The sequence below is a fragment of the Yersinia thracica genome (assembly GCF_902170565.1).
Classification (GTDB): domain Bacteria; phylum Pseudomonadota; class Gammaproteobacteria; order Enterobacterales; family Enterobacteriaceae; genus Yersinia; species Yersinia thracica.
Window position 1 is genome coordinate 37244 of record NZ_CABHXX010000135.1, and the last position, 16602, is coordinate 53845.

A 16602-nucleotide genomic window follows, 5' to 3' on the forward strand; every position below is an offset into this window, starting at 1 on the left:
GGGATGATAATTTAACATATCCTAAACATACGGCACTCTATGATTGTTTTTTCCTCACTACAAATTCGACGTGGTACTCGTGTCTTGCTGGACAACGCGACAGCAACGATTAACCCTGGACAAAAGGTCGGGCTGGTCGGCAAAAACGGCTGTGGTAAATCCACTCTGTTGGCGTTGCTCAAAGGCGAACTCAGCGCCGATGGGGGCAATGCCACTTTTCCCAGTAACTGGGCGCTGGCTTGGGTCAACCAAGAGACCCCCGCTCTGGATGTGCCGGCGATAGAGTATGTTATCGACGGCGATCGCGAATATCGTCAGTTGGAGGCCGAACTTCAGTCCGCCAATGAAAAAAATGACGGCCATGCCATTGCTACCGTGCATGGCAAACTCGATGCCATCGACGCCTGGACTATTCAGTCGCGTGCTGCCAGTTTGCTCCACGGGCTGGGCTTTTCTCAAGAGCAATTACAGCAGCCGGTGCGTTCATTTTCCGGCGGCTGGCGGATGCGCCTTAACCTGGCGCAAGCACTGGTTTGCCGCTCTGATTTACTGTTGCTGGATGAACCGACCAACCATTTAGATTTGGATGCGGTGATCTGGCTGGAAAAATGGCTGAAAAGCTACCCCGGCACACTGGTGCTGATTTCCCATGACCGCGATTTCCTTGATCCTATTATCGATAAAATTCTGCATATTGAACAGCAAACGCTGAATGAATACACCGGTAACTATTCATCTTTCGAACGCCAGCGCGCGACTAAGCTGTCGCAACAACAATCGATGTATCAGAATCAGCAAGAAAAAGTCGCGCATCTGAAAAGTTACATTGACCGCTTCCGCGCCCAGGCGACCAAAGCCAAGCAAGCCCAAAGCCGCATTAAAATGCTTGAGCGGATGGAGCTGATTGCACCGGCCCATGTGGATAATCCATTCCACTTCAGTTTCCGCACACCGGAAAGCTTGCCAGACCCGCTGTTGCGGATGGACAAAGTCAGCGCCGGTTATGGTGACCGCACTATTTTAGAATCTATCAAGCTCAATCTGGTGCCCGGCTCGCGCATTGGTTTATTAGGCCGCAATGGCGCGGGTAAATCCACTTTAATCAAATTGTTAGCAGGGACTTTAGAGCCACAAAGTGGTGAAATCGGTCTGTCCAAAGGGATTAAACTGGGTTACTTCGCCCAGCATCAGCTTGAATTCTTACGAGCAGATGAATCTCCGCTGCAACATATGAGCCGCCTGGCCCCCAAGGAGCCGGAGCAGCAGTTGCGCGATTATCTCGGTGGCTACGGTTTTCAGGGGGATCAGGTTACCGACCCTACCGCCCGCTTCTCTGGTGGTGAAAAGGCGCGGCTGGTATTGGCGCTGATTATCTGGCAGCGCCCTAACCTGTTGCTGCTGGATGAACCGACCAACCATCTGGATCTTGATATGCGCCAGGCGCTGACCGAGGCACTGATTGATTTCGAAGGTGCATTGGTGGTGGTGTCCCATGATCGTCACTTATTACGGTCAACTACTGATGACCTTTACCTGGTACACGATGGTAAAGTGGAGCAGTTCGACGGCGATCTGGAGGATTATCAACAGTTTCTGGTGGATGTACAGCGCCAACAAAGCCAGCAAGATAACCCCGGCAAAGAGTTATCCGGCAACAGCGCACAGCAACGCAAAGACCAAAAACGCCGTGATGCTGAGTTCCGCAGCCAAACCCAGCCGTTGCGTAAGCAAATTATGACGCTGGAAAAACAGATGGATAAACTCAGTACCGAATTAGCGGCAGTTGAGGAGCAACTCGCTGATTCCGCACTGTACGACATGGCTCGCAAGAGCGATCTCACCCAATGCTTACAGCAGCAGACACAGGTGAAATCCAAGCTGGAAGAAACTGAGATGCATTGGTTGGATGCACAAGAGCAGTTGGAGAATATCACCAGGCAATTCGAAGCGGGGTAACCCGCTTTTCAAAAAAAAACCTATATTAAGGATAATAAGGTTATGAATAAAAAGGATATTACCGTCATAGTGCCGGTATTTAATTGTATGCCGTACCTCACGGAGCTGCTCGACTCGTTATGGAATCAGTCTTGTCCATCATTAGAGATTATTGCTGTTAATGATGGCTCGACGGATAACAGCCTCTCGGTTTTAGAAAACGCCGCGCGCCGCGACTCCCGGCTCATCATCGTCAATCAACAGAATCAGGGGCTATCTGCGGCGCGTAATGCTGGAATAGCCCGGGCGACCGGAACCTGGATTGCCTTTGCCGATGGAGATGATTGGCTGGATCCTGAAGCTTTATCAACCTGGTTACAGCAAGCTAATCAACAAAAACTCGACTTATTGATTGGCAATGGCTATCCCTTCGTCACTGCCCCCCATCACCCCGCCAGCCCTCCACTGCTGCATAAACAGTCTTGGGATCAGGTGCTTAGTGGTAAACAGTGGATTATTGAGAGTGTTGAGCGCAATGAGTGGCCACATTATGTCTGGCTGCAACTCATTCGCCGTGATCTTATTCAAGCCCACCAGCTCGCATTCATCCCCAAAATGTTACATGAAGATATTCTGTGGACAGCCGAACTGGCATTAGTGGCACAACGTGTGGGTTACTGTGCCGCACCATTTTATGGCTACCGCACAAATCCCAGCTCAATCACTCACTCCCATTCAACTCGAGATCTCTTACTGCGGGCAAACAGCTATATCAACATTATCAAAGGATTAGTTGATATTTCTGACACGGCAGAACCCGACTTACGCCGTGCTTTGCTCCGCCATGCTAACCAAGAGAGCGGCCATTTTTTGGGGCTGATGCGCAAAAGATTATCCACCTCGCCAGAACGCAGCGTACTCGCCACCAAGTTCTGCCAATTGAAGTTACATTCAGCCCTATTCCGTGGAATTGGTAACAAACATGAGTTCTGGCGGGCACTGCGTTGCACACTGACTATCGCGCGTTATGCATGGCAAAAACATTCATTACATAAATAGATATTAAATTGATGTTTATTTTTGTTATTGCTCAGAGGATTTTAATGTCTAATAAGGCATAAAACTATTTCTGGGAAGAAGTATCAATGCAGCGCATTTTGGTTATCCGAATTGATTTCCTTGGCGATATGATATGCACGACTGCTTTTTTACATGCCCTCAAACAGCGTTGGCCTGCCGCTAAGATTCATGTCTTAGCGAACAAATACAACCGGGCAGCATTGGCACGCAATCCTGATGTCAGTGCAGTACATACTTACGTTTACAGCAAGCAATGTGAACGAAATCAGCAACCTGGCAGGCTTAAAGGCCTTCTTGATCGCTTGGCCTTGATTTGGCAATTACGGCGTTTGCGCTTTGATCTGCTGGTTATTCCTAATGGCGGCATGAATAAAAACAGTATTCAGTTCGCCAGGCAACTTAATGTGGCCGATAGCCGCTGGCATACCCCAGCCAGTGAGTTTGATGACCGCAATCCTGACCATATTGTTAACCGGCCGATACGCCACGAAGCGCTCTCCGGTTTTACACTGATGCCCGAGTTAAACTCGGTGGATATCAATACGCTCAAATTGTATATCTATCCTGATCCCAAATTGCAGGCGAAATGGCAGACAGAACTCGGTGAAAAAAAGCGGCCACGGGTCGGTTTTTTTGTCTCTAACAAAGCCCCGCAACGGCGTTGGAGTTGGGAGAAGTGGCAACAGTTGGCGCTGAAACTCAGTGTTCAGGCCGATATCATCATTCTTTATGACCCTCAAGAGCCACCAAGTGAGCAACAGTTGGCAAGTATCGCGGGCCGCCCTTTATTAACCCCCTCGGTTGATGAGTTTGTGGCTGCCGCCAGCCAGTTGGATGTGGTGATTTCAGCCGACAGTGCGCCGGTGCATATTAGTTCAGCACTGCAAATCCCGGTGGTGGCTTTGTTTGAATCCCGGCCAGAGAAATATCTGCGTTGGTATCCACTAACCCGCCACATTTTGTTGCACGCCGGCCCGCAGGTCGAAGACATCACTGTCGATGCCGTCGAAACCGCCGCGCGCGCACTGTTGGACAAAAATAAAATAGCTAAAATGGGCGTAATTGATACAGTTAGTTTGAATGCGGCCAGCGCACAAAAACCGGAGCATACAGACAGTACGTGAGGATTGTGAGCACTGCCCAAGTTCAAAATAACAAATAAGATAGCCGATTAAGGCCGGAACACCGGTTTGTCGCCCAAAATCGTCGCCCGGTGCATAATCCGCCGCTGTGGTAAATAATCCGCATTGGCATAGTGTTGAGTGACGCGGTTATCCCAGATAGCCACGTCATCCTGCTGCCAGCGCCAGCGCACCTGAAACTCGGGTTTTGTGGTGTGGGCAAACAGAAAACGCAGTAGCGCATCACTCTCTTTATCACTCAAATCAACAATTCGAGTAGTGAATCCTTCATTGACGAATAATGCCTGACGCCCACTCACTGGATGGGTGCGTACCACCGGATGGAGCAACGGCGGATTCTTCTCTTTTGCCAGCAACCAGCGCTGATGCTCTTCCGGCGTGGTACGGTGTTTGTGCTCGGGGAAAGAATGGGTGAAATCGTGCTCCGCCCGTAGCCCCGCCAATAGCTGCTTAAAGGGCGCAGAGAGAGCTTCATAAGCCGCAATCCCACTGCTCCATAAAGTATCGCCGCCGGTGGTCGGCAACTGCTTGGCTGCCAGAATCGCGCCCAATGGCGGATTTTCGATAAACGTCACGTCAGTGTGCCAGTTGTCATTATCCGGCGGGTTATCATCGTGCGTGTCCAACACAATGATTTCTTCACACTCTTTAGCATGAGGGTAAACCGGGTGAATATGTAAATCACCAAAGCGCCCGGCTAAATCGCGCTGCTGTAGCGGGGTAATCGGCTGATGGCGGAAAAACAGCACTTGATGCTTGAGCAAAGCATGATAAAGCTGCTCAAACTGGCTGTCTCCCAATGGGCGGGCGATATTAATATTCTCAACCAACGCCCCAATATACGGCCCCAACGGGGTCACTACCAAACGTTCATTCATTGCTGTGCTCCATACCAAGGCGTTAACCGGCGTTGAATCGCCCGCAAACTTAATTCCATCCCAAAGGCGATAATGGCAATCACACTGATGCCCGCAATCACCACGTCGGTCGCCAGAAACTCACCGGCGGATTGCACCATAAAGCCCAAACCCCGGGTGGCGGCGATTAATTCGGCGGCTACTAATGTTGACCAACCGACCCCCAAACCAATGCGAATACCGGTTAGGATTTCCGGTAATGCACTGGGCAAGATAACAAACCATAAAACCTGCCAGCGGCTGGCCCCTAATGCGCGGGCGGCTCTTACTCGCACCTGCGCCACACTGCGCACCCCAGCCACGGCGGCCAAGGTGATCGGCGCGAATATGGCCAGATAAATCAGTAGGATTTTTGAGGTTTCACCAATACCAAACCAAATCACCATCAGGGGTAAATAAGCTAACGGCGGTACTGGGCGATAAATTTCAATCAGCGGGTCCAGCACACCGCGAACCCTGTTGCTCAGCCCCATCGCAATGCCGGTGGGGACGCCGAGCGCTACCGCGGCTAACAAGGCAATTAAAATTCGCCCCAAACTGGCCGTCAAATGCTGCCATAGCGTGGCATCCATAAACCCCTGCGGGCTGGCAATCACCAGTAATTGACGCAAAACCTGCTGCGGCGCGGGCAAAAACAGTGGGCTGATAAGCCCAAGCGCGGTGACTGCCCACCACAGCGCCACCACACTCGCCAAGGTGGCGATACTGAGCCACAGCCCTTTGCTGGCCGATGAACGGCGGGTTATTTTTCCTGGCGCAGGCCGTGTGACATCAGGCGCGGGTGACGAATTGACTTGTTGGCGTAAATTGCCGTCGCGTAGGGTGCTGTGCAGGCTCATATCAGGGCCTCCCGCTGTTGGAAGACTTTACCCAGCACGTATTCGCGGCGGGCGATAAATTCAGGATCAGATTTAATGCTGCGGCAAGCTTCGCCGTCGGCATAGCGCTGACCAAAGTTCAGTGATAACCGCTCGACCACCTGCCCCGGTCCCGGCGACAGCAGCAATAACTCGCTGGCCAAAAAGACCGCTTCTTCAATATCGTGAGTAATCAGTAGAATTTGCTTGCCAGTATCGCGCCAAATCGTCAGCAGCAACTCTTGCATCTGTTCGCGAGTAAAAGCATCCAGTGCGCCAAACGGCTCATCGAGCAGCAATAAACGCGGGTCAACCGCCAGCGCACGGGCAATCCCGACTCGCTGGCGCATACCTCCGGAAAGTTGCCAAATAAAGTGATGCTCAAAACCAGCTAACCCGACCCGATTAAGCATTTTCAGCGCGGTTGCCCGCCGCTGGGATTGACTTAACCCCGCCAGTTGCAAGCCAAACTCGACATTACTGACCACATCGCGCCACGGCAGTAAACCCTCATGCTGGAACACCACTCCCCGCTCGGCACTGGGGCCGTGAACCGGAATATCATCCAGAGTGATGCTGCCAGCTGAAGGCTCCATAAACCCGGCAATCAGATTCAACAAGGTGGTTTTGCCGCAGCCCGATGGCCCCAATACCACGACTAACTGTCCGGATGCGATTTGTAATGACACATCCTGTAAAGCCGGTTTGCCCTGATATTCAGCCCACAGGCCGCTAACGTTTAGCATGATGACTCCTAGGACTGCGGTGCCGCCTGAACCGCTTTCACAAAGCGGTCAGTGACGAAATTATGATAATCACTGGCCACTTGCGGGATCTTACCTTGCTCTTTGAGGAACGCGGCAGTGTCGCGGATAGCCTGATCCACTGGCTGGCCCAGCTGTGTTATCTGTTCAGCCACTGGCAGATAGGTATTGCCCTTCACCAACTCCGGCACTTGCTCGGCTGGTACGCCACTTAAACGCGCCAGCTGGCTCAAATTTTCTGGGTTTTTAAGCCATTGATCCGGCTGGGCCAAATAAGCCCCTTGGGCGGCTAATGCACTGCGGGCAAAGGCGGTCACCACTTCGGGATGTGCCTGGGCGAAATCTTTGCGCACTACCCAAACATCCAGAGTTGGCGCGCCCCATTGACCCACTTGCGCGGAATCCGTCAGCACCCTGCCAGTTTTGGCTAATTCGTTAACGGCGGGCGCCCAAACATACGCGCCATCAATATCACCGCGCTGCCAGGCGGCGGCGATGGCCGGTGGCTGTAAGTTCAGAATAGTGACTTGGCCCGGCTTGATGCCCCAATGTTTCAGAGCGGCGAGCAGGCTGTAATGGGTGGTGGAGATAAAGGGCACGGCGATGCGTTTACCGATTAAATCTTGCGGGGTTTTGATCTCTTTTTTGACCACTAATGCTTCAGAGCTACCCAGTTGTGAGGCTAGCAAGAAAACCTCAATCGGGACATTCTGACTGGCCGCAACCGCCAATGGGCTGGAGCCGATATTCCCGATTTGTACATCACCCGAGGCCAGCGCCCTAACCACACTGGAGCCGCTATCAAACTTGCGCCAATCCACCTTGGCACCAGAAAGCTTGGCAAAACTGTTATCCGCCTGGGCGACCTTGGCCGGTTCGGCAGAAGTTTGGTAGGCCACCGTCACATCGACAGCATGCGCACTGGCCGCCACCAATGACAGAGCCAACAGCGCGCTAGCGGGCCGTAAGAAGCCGCGAATGGCGGCGGCAAGACTTGCAGAAGATAAGCTTGTAGAAGATAAGATTACCGCCATGGTGCACTCCGCTCGGTTAACAGTGTCATTCGCTAGTATTGCGACCTTTAGCGCACAGGGGCGCTGAGATGACAGTGATACCTGAAGGCGGAATGGGGACAAAGGAATAAAAAATTATTCTTTATTCCTTTATGCGATAACAAGAATGGAAATTGTCGGCATTGCCAGCTTAAATAACTATCTGACCTTTTATGAAAATGCGCGATTCACCGGAGATAACCGTGCGATCTCCGGCTAACGTGCAGAATAACTCGCCACCTCGTGCCGATATCTGGCGAGCATGGAGGGACGTTCTGCCCAAGCGAGCCGCCCAATAGGGCATTAATGTGCAATGGGCCGAGCCGGTCACCGGGTCTTCATTACTGCCGAGGGTAAAGTAGCGCGAAACAAAATCGACCTCATCACCGGGTGCCGTCACAATCACACCACGGCCAGCGAAAGCAATGAGCGCAGCAATATCCGGCTGTAATTGCTGAACTTGTTGCTCATTCTCCAGCACCACCAATAGGGACTTTGCTTGCCATACCTGTTGAATATCAACCGCTAGCAAGGTTTTCAACTGCGCCGAAATCGCGATTTTCTCTGGAGGCAATGTGGGGAAATTCAGTGACAGCCGGTTAAAGTTATCGGCATCGCGTTTGACATGTAAATCACCGCTGGCGCTACGAAAACAGATATCGTGCAAACCGGGGTTCACCACATTGAACATCACATGCGCCGCCGCCAAGGTGCCGTGACCGCATAAATCCACTTCACGTTCCGGCGTAAACCACCGAATTGCCGATTTATCCCCTGCGTCCCAGACAAAACTGGTTTCCGGCAAATTGACTTCAGCGGCAATACGCTGCATTTCTTCTGCCGACAGTGGCTTTTTCAGCAAATACACCCCGGCCGGGTTACCGGATAACCCGCGGCCGATAAACGCATCAACATGAAAATAGTTGTAAGCCATCAATTAACTCCGGTGATTAATTAGTGCCAAATCAGCGCTCGATCAATGCCAAATCAACAAGACACAGGCCGCTGTCAGCAACCCCATCGAGATATTAAAAGTAAACCAGGCCCGGCGACTGCGCAGCAAACGGCCAATCAAAGTACCAAAACCCAGCCAAATAATACCGGCCACCAGATTCACCATAAACATGCCAAGACTTATCATTAAGATGGAATGATGATAAGCCGCACCCGCCATGCTAAAACTGGCGACTGATCCTAATCCCATCAGCCAGGCTTTTGGGTTAAGAAATTGCAATAGCCAACCCTGATATAATCGCAGCGGTTTTGGCGGGACGACATTGGTTTCTAATTTTTCATAGGCTGAAGTGGCAATTTTCCATGCCAACCACAGCAGATAAAGACTGCCGAGAATTTTCAGGATTAAATGCAGGGAGGGATAAACTAATATCAGGCCGCCGACACCAAATGCCACCAGCAACAGCATGCTCTGCATACCCAACATAATGCCTAACATCAACCAGATAGAGCGCATAAAGCCGAAGTTAGCCCCGGCTGAGGTTAATAACATATTGTTTGGGCCGGGGGTAATTGCAGCAACCCAGAGAAAACCTACCATTGAAAGAAATAAACTCAGTTCCATGAGACGGGTGCCTCTCACCCAAAATGATGCGCGATATACCCATGAAGCTAACAGTGTGCTATTGATCACACAAGAGCAATGACATGATTTCCATTCACCATATGCATGAAATATTTCGTCCGCTGGCCGGTGCCAGTAACCCACATTTACAAACGCTGCTGCCGCGCTTGGTCAGGCGGCGCGTGCAGCTGCAACCTTTTTGGCAACGGCTGGAACTGCCCGATGGGGATTTTGTCGATCTGGCCTGGAGTGAAAACCCTGAGCTGGCGCGTGATAAACCCAGAGTGGTGCTATTCCACGGGCTGGAAGGGAATTTTTACAGCCCTTATGCCCATGGGTTACTGCGCGCCTGGCAAGACCGCGGGTGGCTGGGGGTGGTGATGCATTTTCGCGGATGCAGTGGCGAACCAAATCGTAAGTCACGCATTTATCACTCCGGTGAAACAGAAGATGCCCGCTTCTTTCTGCGCTGGTTGCGGGAAAGCTATGGTCAGGTGCCCACCGCCGCGGTTGGCGTCTCTTTAGGCGGCAATATGCTGGCGCTCTATTTAGCTCAACAAGGGCAGTTAGCTCAACAAGGACAGTTAGCGGAGCAAGGGCAAGAGAGCTTATTAGAGGCAGCCGTGGTGGTTTCTGCACCGCTGATGCTCGAACCTTGTGCTGACCGCATGGAGCAAGGTTTCTCGCGCATTTATCAGCGCTATTTGTTGAACCAACTCAAATTAAATGCCACCCGTAAACTACTGCATTACCCCGACAGCCTGCCGTTGGATCTGACTCAATTGAAAGGATTGCGGCGAATCAGAGAGTTTGATGATGTCATAACGGCTAAAATACATGGCTTCAATGATGCGTTGGATTATTATCGGCGTTGCAGCGCGTTACCTAAGCTGTCACACATTAAGACGCCGCTGCTTATCATTCATGCCAAAGATGACCCGTTCATGACCCCCGAGGTTATCCCGAATCTCAACGAGTTACCGGACAATATTGCTTATCAGCTCACAGAACACGGCGGCCATGTCGGTTTTGTCGGCGGCTCATTAAAACACCCACAAATGTGGTTGGAACAACGTATTCCAGCCTGGCTTTCCCCCTATTTGGAGCAATCATCATGCTGATCCCCTGGCAACAAGTCGACAGTGAAACACTGGATAATCTGCTGGAAGCCTTTGTGCTACGTGAAGGCACGGATTACGGCGAGCATGAACGTTCATTGACCCAAAAAGTCGAAGACGTCCGCCGTCAGTTGGTCAGTGGTGAGGCGGTTTTGGTCTGGTCCGAGTTACACGAGACCATCAATATTATGCCGCGCGGTGCATTTCGAGCCGGTGCAGAAGAGTTGCCATAATCCTCACTGGGTCATGACACTCGCCGAGTAAAATCAGGGTGACAAGCCGGACACTTTGCCCTAAAAATAACCATTAGTGCTAAAAAACAGCCAATTTCATCCTGTCCACTGAGGATCTAACCCCATGGAGTTACAGCTAATATGTCAACTAAACATCCGGTTATAGCCGTCACCGGCTCAAGTGGCGCAGGGACGACGACAACCAGCCTGGCGTTTCGCAAAATTTTTCAGCAATTGAATATTCGCGCGGCGCAAATTGAGGGTGATAGCTTCCACCGCTATACCCGCCCAGAAATGGATACCGTCATCCGTAAGGCGCGGGATCAAGGGCGGCATATCAGCTATTTTGGCCCAGAAGCCAATGACTTTGGTCAGTTAGAATACAGTGTGGAAGAGTACGGCAAAAATGGCTCGGGGCGTTCACGTAAGTATTTGCACACTTATGATGAAGCGGTGCCTTATAACCAAATTCCAGGCACTTTCACCCCTTGGGAGGCGCTGCCAGAACCTACCGATGTATTATTTTATGAAGGGCTGCACGGCGGAGTCGTGACCGAGCATCATGATGTGGCAAAACATGTCGATTTACTGGTCGGCGTGGTGCCCATCGTCAACCTGGAGTGGATTCAAAAATTAGTCCGGGATACCGGTGAGCGCGGCCATTCCCGTGAGGCGGTGATGGATTCCGTGGTGCGCTCCATGGACGATTACATTAACTACATTACGCCGCAGTTCTCGCGCACCCACATTAACTTTCAGCGCGTGCCGACCGTCGACACCTCAAATCCATTTGCCGCTAAAGCCATTCCTTCACTGGATGAAAGTTTTGTTGTCATTCATTTCCGCGGTTTGGATCAAATCGATTTCCCCTACTTATTGGCCATGCTGCAAGGGTCTTTTATCTCCAATATCAACACTTTGGTTGTCCCTGGCGGGAAGATGGGGCTGGCAATGGAGCTGATTATGGCCCCGCTGGTGCAGCAATTACTGGAAGGGAAAAAAATTATTTAACGGGTTGAATAATAAACCCATAACCTAGTCGCTAAGCTATGGGTTAAGCGCTTTTACGCGATGTCACGGATTTCAAAACTGTGGGTAATGGTCGCCGCTTTCCCCAACATCAAAGAAACCGAGCAATATTTCTCTGCTGAAAGCTCAACTGCGCGCTCAACAATTTTATCGGTCAAGCCTTTACCGCTGACAATAAAATGCAAGTTAATTTGTGTAAACAGGCGCGGTGCTTCTTCCCGGCGCTGCGAGGTTAATGTCACTTCGCAATCGCGCACATCGTTGCGCCCCTTTTGCAAAATGGAAACGACATCAATTGCACTACAGCCCCCTGCCGACATTAACAACATTTCCATCGGGCTAGGAGCTTTGTCGCCTGCATTTCCGTCCATCAAAACCTGATGACCTGAAGCTGATTCACCCAAAAATGTCAGCCCCTCAACCCACTTTACACGTGCCTGCATAACTCTTGCTCCCGGTTAAATTTTCGGATTCAGACTACCCTTTCATTTACAAACTGGCAATGTAACCCGATGTTCATCATGCTGAAGCGATACAACACAAGACACTGGCCTCATCCTGTGCTACAAACAGAACCGAAAGTGTTGTTTTTTGAATTAAATAGGGTAGCTTCTCAATACTCAGTGAAGGGTTTCTACTCGGTACGCATCTTGGTTATACCTTTCGGCAGTTGAGCAAATTAATATGCTAAATGAAAGTGTATTTTATAAGCACGCCGTACAGGGAACTCTGAGCCCTGTTAAGTTAGGCTGCGATAACAACAGAGGATAACAGCGAATGGTTCTCGGCAAGCCACAAACAGACCCGACTCTCGAATGGTTCCTGTCTCATTGCCATATCCACAAATATCCATCGAAAAGTACGCTAATTCACCAAGGTGAAAAAGCCGAAACGCTTTACTACATCGTGAAAGGCTCCGTTGCGGTGCTTATCAAAGATGAAGAAGGTAAAGAGATGATTCTCTCCTATTTAAACCAGGGAGATTTCATCGGCGAGCTTGGATTATTTGAAGAAGGCCAAGAACGTAGTGCTTGGGTTAGGGCAAAAACTGCCTGTGAAGTGGCTGAAATTTCTTACAAAAAATTCCGTCAGCTGATTCAGGTCAATCCAGATATCTTGATGCGCCTGTCTTCACAAATGGCGAATCGCTTACAGATAACATCTGAGAAAGTGGGTAACCTCGCCTTCCTGGATGTCACTGGGCGCATTGCACAAACGCTGCTTAATCTGGCAAAACAACCGGATGCCATGACCCACCCAGATGGGATGCAGATAAAGATTACCCGCCAGGAAATTGGTCAAATAGTTGGCTGTTCCCGCGAAACTGTGGGGCGGATACTAAAAATGCTAGAAGATCAAAATCTGATCTCCGCGCATGGTAAAACGATTGTCGTTTACGGCACTCGTTAATTCCCTATAAACCGGTGCTGTTACCTCGGCACCGGTTTTCTCAATCTTTTGTGATTAATAAATTTCTGGGGCCTATATGAATTGGCAACGGCTTATTTATCATCCTGAAGTAAATTATGCACTCCGCCAGACACTTGTTCTCTGCTTGCCGGCGGCATTGGGGTTCGCGATAGGCGAATTGCGGTTGGGGTTGATGTTCTCCCTGATACCCGCCTGCTGTAATATTGCAGCGCTAGATACTCCCCATCAACATTTCTTCCGGCGACTGATTGTCGGCGGGGCTCTCTTTACCTTCAGTAGTTTTCTGACTCAACAACTGCTGCTGTGGGATATTCCATTACCTGCGGTGATGCTTGGCTTGGCATTAATATTGGGTGTCAGTGGCGCTATCAGCCAGCTCAATGGCCGCCTGCTCCCCGCCGCACTTATCGCCGCTATTTTTAGCCTCAGCATGGTAGGCCGTGCGCCTATCTGGCAAGCGCCATTGATGTGTGCCGTGGGGACTCTCTGGTATGGCCTATTTACCTGGCTATGGTTCCGGTTATGTAAAGACCAGCCGATCCGTGAGCCATTAAGTCAGCTTTATCATTTGTTGGCCGATTATTGCGATGCTAAATACAGTTTGTTTGGTCAGCATGTGGAGCTAGAAAAGGCAATGCCGCCGCTGCTTGACCGGCAACAAGGCATAATGGACAAGATTAATCAGCTTTATCAGCAATTTAACTTGATCGACAATGCCACTAAAAAAGAGCGGAAACGGCTATTGAATTTGTTTCAAATGGCGCTCGATTTGCAGGAACACGTCACTGCGGCGGTGAGTCAGTCAGAAAAAACGCAAGAGTTAATTGACCAAAGCCCGATAGAAAGAGTCCTTAAGCGCAATATGCAGGTTATCTCGACGCAAATGCGCACCATCGCCGATGATATTCTCTATCATCACCGCGCGAAAAATCATTTCAGTGCGAGCGATGCGCTGGTCGAACTGGAAGAGATTGCCCAGCAGCACCCGGATAACCCAGTGGCGCAATTTTTCTATTATCATATCAGCCATGTTACCCAGATCCTGAGCGACCAACGCCCGCAGTATGACCGCGCCTTGATGTCCAGCCAGCCATCTCAGCCGTTCTGGCCAGCACTCACCAGCTATTTATCTTTTAAATCCAGTGCATTGCGGGATGCCGCTCGCCTTGGCGTCACTTTGGCCGCCGGCAGTTACATCGGTACCTTGATTCATCTGCCCAAACCTTATTGGATTTTGCTCACCGTGATGCTGGTTACGCAAAACGGCTATAACGCCACTAAAATTCGAATTCATCACCGCGCCCTTGGCACTCTGATCGGGCTGTTACTCGCGGCAGCTTTGCTGCATTTTCAAATGCCGGAAGGCACCACGCTAAGCATTATGTTGCTCATCACCCTGGTCGCCTATCTGGTTCAACGCAAAAACTATGGCTGGTCGGTCATTTTCAGAACCATCACTACGGTCTATATCTTGCAGTTATTGACCGGCGAAGGTGCAGACTTTTTAATCCCGCGATTGTTGGATACGTTAATTGGCTGTGCATTGGCCTTTGCCAGTACATTGTGGCTATGGCCGCAGTGGCAAAGCGGTTTACTGCGTAAAAATGCGCATCAAACGCTGGAGAGTTATCAGAAAATCCTGCGCATCCTGCTGAAACCTCATCCGAATATCGAACAACTGGCGTTTGAGCGCATCCAGGTGAACAAGGCCAGCAACGCCGTCCTCAGTTCACTGAAACAAGCTATGCAGGAGCCGGGGTTCAACTCAAAATATCTGGCGGATATGCGCCTGTGGGCCACCCATAGCGAACTTATTGTCGGGAATATCAATGAGATGACCATCCTGACGCGGGCTTATCCAGTGGAAGAGTCACCGGCAGAATCAGATAAACACCACATTCAGCTGACAGTTAGGTTGGCGGAAGAGTATTTGCAGCTCTGTGAAATGGCGATTCAACAATGTCAGCAACGGCTGGAGTCAGATACCAGTGAGGATAATAACGATTTTGTTCAAATGCCAGATGTGGATGCTGATACGCAAATCTCTGAACTTGAACGTAATTTACGGCGTATTTTGTCGCATTTGAGTGTGATGCATACCGTTTCATCGCTGGCATGGCAGCAACAGCCGCACCACGGTATTTGGCGCAGCCGGAAACTGCGGGGGACGGCATCGTAAATAAAAAAAGGAGAGACAAAAAGCCTCTCCACTGGCCGTTGACAAAAATGCAGCTTAACCTTTGACCAGGCTGGCAACCGCCCTTTCTAAACGCGCCATACCTTGCTGGATATCTTCAAGTTCAATCACCAACGAAGGCGCTAACCGCAATACATCTGGCCCGGCATTAAGGATCATTAAACCATTCGCTGCTGCTGCCGTCAGGAACTCCCGCGCGCGACCATGATATTGCGGCGTTAATTGTGCCCCGATCAGTAGCCCCATGCCGCGGACGTCATCAAACACCTGATACTTACTGTTAATCTCTTGCAAGGCCTGCACAAACAGGCCGTGGCGCTGTTCAATTCCATTAAGTACCTCAGGGGTGTTAATCACATCCAGCGCGGCCTCTGCGACCGCACAGGCCAGTGGATTCCCCCCATAGGTGGTGCCGTGGGTTCCTACCGCCATCACTGAGGCAATTTCTTCTGTCGTCAGCATCGCGCTGACCGGGAACCCGCCGCCTAAAGCTTTAGCCGTGGTGAGGATATCTGGCGTCACGCCGTAGTGCATATAAGTAAACAGCTTGCCGCTGCGCCCCATACCGCTTTGCACTTCATCAAACACCAACAGCGCTTTGTGTTGGTCACACAGCGCGCGTACACCTTGCAGAAACTCTGGTGTCGCGGAGGTAATGCCGCCTTCCCCTTGAATAGGTTCCAGCACCACCGCACAAGTGTGGTCGTCCATGACCGCTTTCACCGCAGCCAGGTCATTAAACGGCACATGGATAATATCGGCCGGTTTCGGGCCAAAACCATCGGAGTACTTGGGTTGCCCGCCGACAGATACAGTAAACAGCGTGCGACCATGGAATGCATTATGGAAAGCAATGATTTTAGTTTTATATGGGCTGTGACGTTCAATCGCGTAATGACGGGCTAACTTAAATGCCGCCTCATTCGCCTCGCCACCTGAATTGGCAAAAAACACGCGGTCAGCAAAGGTCGCCGCAATCAGTTTTTGTGCCAAACGCAGGGCGGGTTCATTGGTGAATACATTACTGGTATGCCATAACATTTCACCTTGCTGATGCAATGCCGCCACCAGCGCCGGATGGCAATGACCGAGTGCCGTAACCGCAATTCCACCTGCAAAATCAATGTATTCCGTACCCTGTTGATCCCACACGCGGCTGCCTTTCCCTTTTACCGGAATAAACTGTGCGGGTGCATAAACAGGCAAAATAACCTGATCAAATGTACTGCGAGTCACTGCTAATTTATCTGCCATTGCACTGTCCAATC

At 50.7% G+C, this 16602-nt stretch carries 16 protein-coding genes; 8 read left to right on the plus strand and 8 right to left on the minus strand.

The window, feature by feature from the left end; translation table 11 throughout:
- Window positions 1-39: 39 nt before the first annotated feature.
- From FTA91_RS19140 to FTA91_RS19150, 3 genes are all read left to right on the plus strand, one after another.
- A complete protein-coding gene (locus tag FTA91_RS19140) occupies window positions 40-1956 on the plus strand; it encodes an ABC transporter ATP-binding protein (protein ID WP_050116222.1) in 1917 nt (638 codons plus the stop codon).
- 42 nt (window positions 1957-1998) lie between these two features.
- Entirely contained in the window at window positions 1999-2994 is a 996-nt protein-coding gene (locus tag FTA91_RS19145; RefSeq protein WP_050116221.1) for a glycosyltransferase, read from the plus strand.
- 86 nt (window positions 2995-3080) lie between these two features.
- Entirely contained in the window at window positions 3081-4139 is a 1059-nt protein-coding gene (locus tag FTA91_RS19150) for a glycosyltransferase family 9 protein (RefSeq protein WP_235896878.1), read from the plus strand.
- Window positions 4140-4186: 47 nt separating this feature from the next.
- Here FTA91_RS19150 and tauD read toward each other — a convergent pair whose 3' ends face one another.
- From tauD to FTA91_RS19180, 6 genes are all read right to left on the minus strand, one after another.
- Window positions 4187-5035, minus strand: coding sequence for a taurine dioxygenase (gene tauD, locus FTA91_RS19155; RefSeq protein WP_050116219.1), 849 nt, complete (start codon window positions 5033-5035; stop codon window positions 4187-4189).
- Window positions 5032-5913, minus strand: coding sequence for a taurine ABC transporter permease TauC (tauC, locus tag FTA91_RS19160; RefSeq protein ID WP_050116218.1), 882 nt, complete (start codon window positions 5911-5913; stop codon window positions 5032-5034). The genes tauD and tauC overlap by 4 nt, the downstream gene beginning before the upstream one ends.
- Window positions 5910-6677, minus strand: a complete 768-nt coding sequence (tauB, locus tag FTA91_RS19165; protein ID WP_050116217.1) for a taurine ABC transporter ATP-binding subunit — start codon at window positions 6675-6677, stop codon at window positions 5910-5912. The genes tauC and tauB overlap by 4 nt, the downstream gene beginning before the upstream one ends.
- Before the next feature lie 8 nt (window positions 6678-6685).
- Complete coding sequence (tauA, locus tag FTA91_RS19170) at window positions 6686-7729, minus strand: taurine ABC transporter substrate-binding protein (RefSeq protein WP_050116215.1); 1044 nt, start codon at window positions 7727-7729, stop codon at window positions 6686-6688.
- A 169-nt stretch (window positions 7730-7898) separates the two neighbouring features.
- Entirely contained in the window at window positions 7899-8681 is a 783-nt protein-coding gene (locus tag FTA91_RS19175) for a PhzF family phenazine biosynthesis protein (protein WP_145535906.1), read from the minus strand.
- 42 nt (window positions 8682-8723) lie between these two features.
- A complete protein-coding gene (locus tag FTA91_RS19180) occupies window positions 8724-9326 on the minus strand; it encodes a LysE family translocator (RefSeq protein ID WP_145583766.1) in 603 nt (200 codons plus the stop codon).
- Window positions 9327-9427: 101 nt separating this feature from the next.
- Between FTA91_RS19180 and FTA91_RS19185 the strand changes: the two genes are divergently transcribed.
- The 3 genes from FTA91_RS19185 (at window position 9428) to FTA91_RS19195 (ending at window position 11688) form a co-directional block, all read left to right on the plus strand.
- Complete coding sequence (locus FTA91_RS19185; RefSeq protein ID WP_050116255.1) at window positions 9428-10447, plus strand: hydrolase; 1020 nt, start codon at window positions 9428-9430, stop codon at window positions 10445-10447.
- Complete coding sequence (locus FTA91_RS19190) at window positions 10441-10677, plus strand: YheU family protein (RefSeq protein ID WP_145535908.1); 237 nt, start codon at window positions 10441-10443, stop codon at window positions 10675-10677. The genes FTA91_RS19185 and FTA91_RS19190 overlap by 7 nt, the downstream gene beginning before the upstream one ends.
- A gap of 141 nt (window positions 10678-10818) precedes the next feature.
- On the plus strand, window positions 10819-11688 hold the full coding sequence (locus FTA91_RS19195) for a phosphoribulokinase (protein ID WP_145535910.1): 870 nt from the start codon (window positions 10819-10821) through the stop codon (window positions 11686-11688).
- 53 nt (window positions 11689-11741) lie between these two features.
- Here FTA91_RS19195 and FTA91_RS19200 read toward each other — a convergent pair whose 3' ends face one another.
- Window positions 11742-12149 (minus strand): OsmC family protein, encoded by a 408-nt coding sequence (locus FTA91_RS19200; protein WP_004391459.1) that lies wholly within the window; start codon window positions 12147-12149, stop codon window positions 11742-11744.
- 334 nt (window positions 12150-12483) lie between these two features.
- Between FTA91_RS19200 and crp the strand changes: the two genes are divergently transcribed.
- Together crp and FTA91_RS19210 are read left to right on the plus strand one after the other, a co-directional pair.
- On the plus strand, window positions 12484-13116 hold the full coding sequence (gene crp, locus FTA91_RS19205) for a cAMP-activated global transcriptional regulator CRP (RefSeq protein ID WP_002212297.1): 633 nt from the start codon (window positions 12484-12486) through the stop codon (window positions 13114-13116).
- A gap of 76 nt (window positions 13117-13192) precedes the next feature.
- Window positions 13193-15316 carry a YccS/YhfK family putative transporter gene (locus FTA91_RS19210; RefSeq protein WP_145535912.1) on the plus strand — a complete coding sequence of 708 codons (2124 nt, stop codon included), beginning with the start codon at window positions 13193-13195 and terminating at the stop codon, window positions 15314-15316.
- Window positions 15317-15370: 54 nt separating this feature from the next.
- Here the strand turns inward: FTA91_RS19210 and argD are convergent, their stop codons facing one another.
- The gene (gene argD, locus FTA91_RS19215; protein ID WP_145535914.1) at window positions 15371-16588 is read right to left on the minus strand and encodes a bifunctional acetylornithine/succinyldiaminopimelate transaminase; all 1218 of its coding nucleotides are present in this window, start codon (window positions 16586-16588) and stop codon (window positions 15371-15373) included.
- Window positions 16589-16602 lie beyond the last annotated feature (14 nt).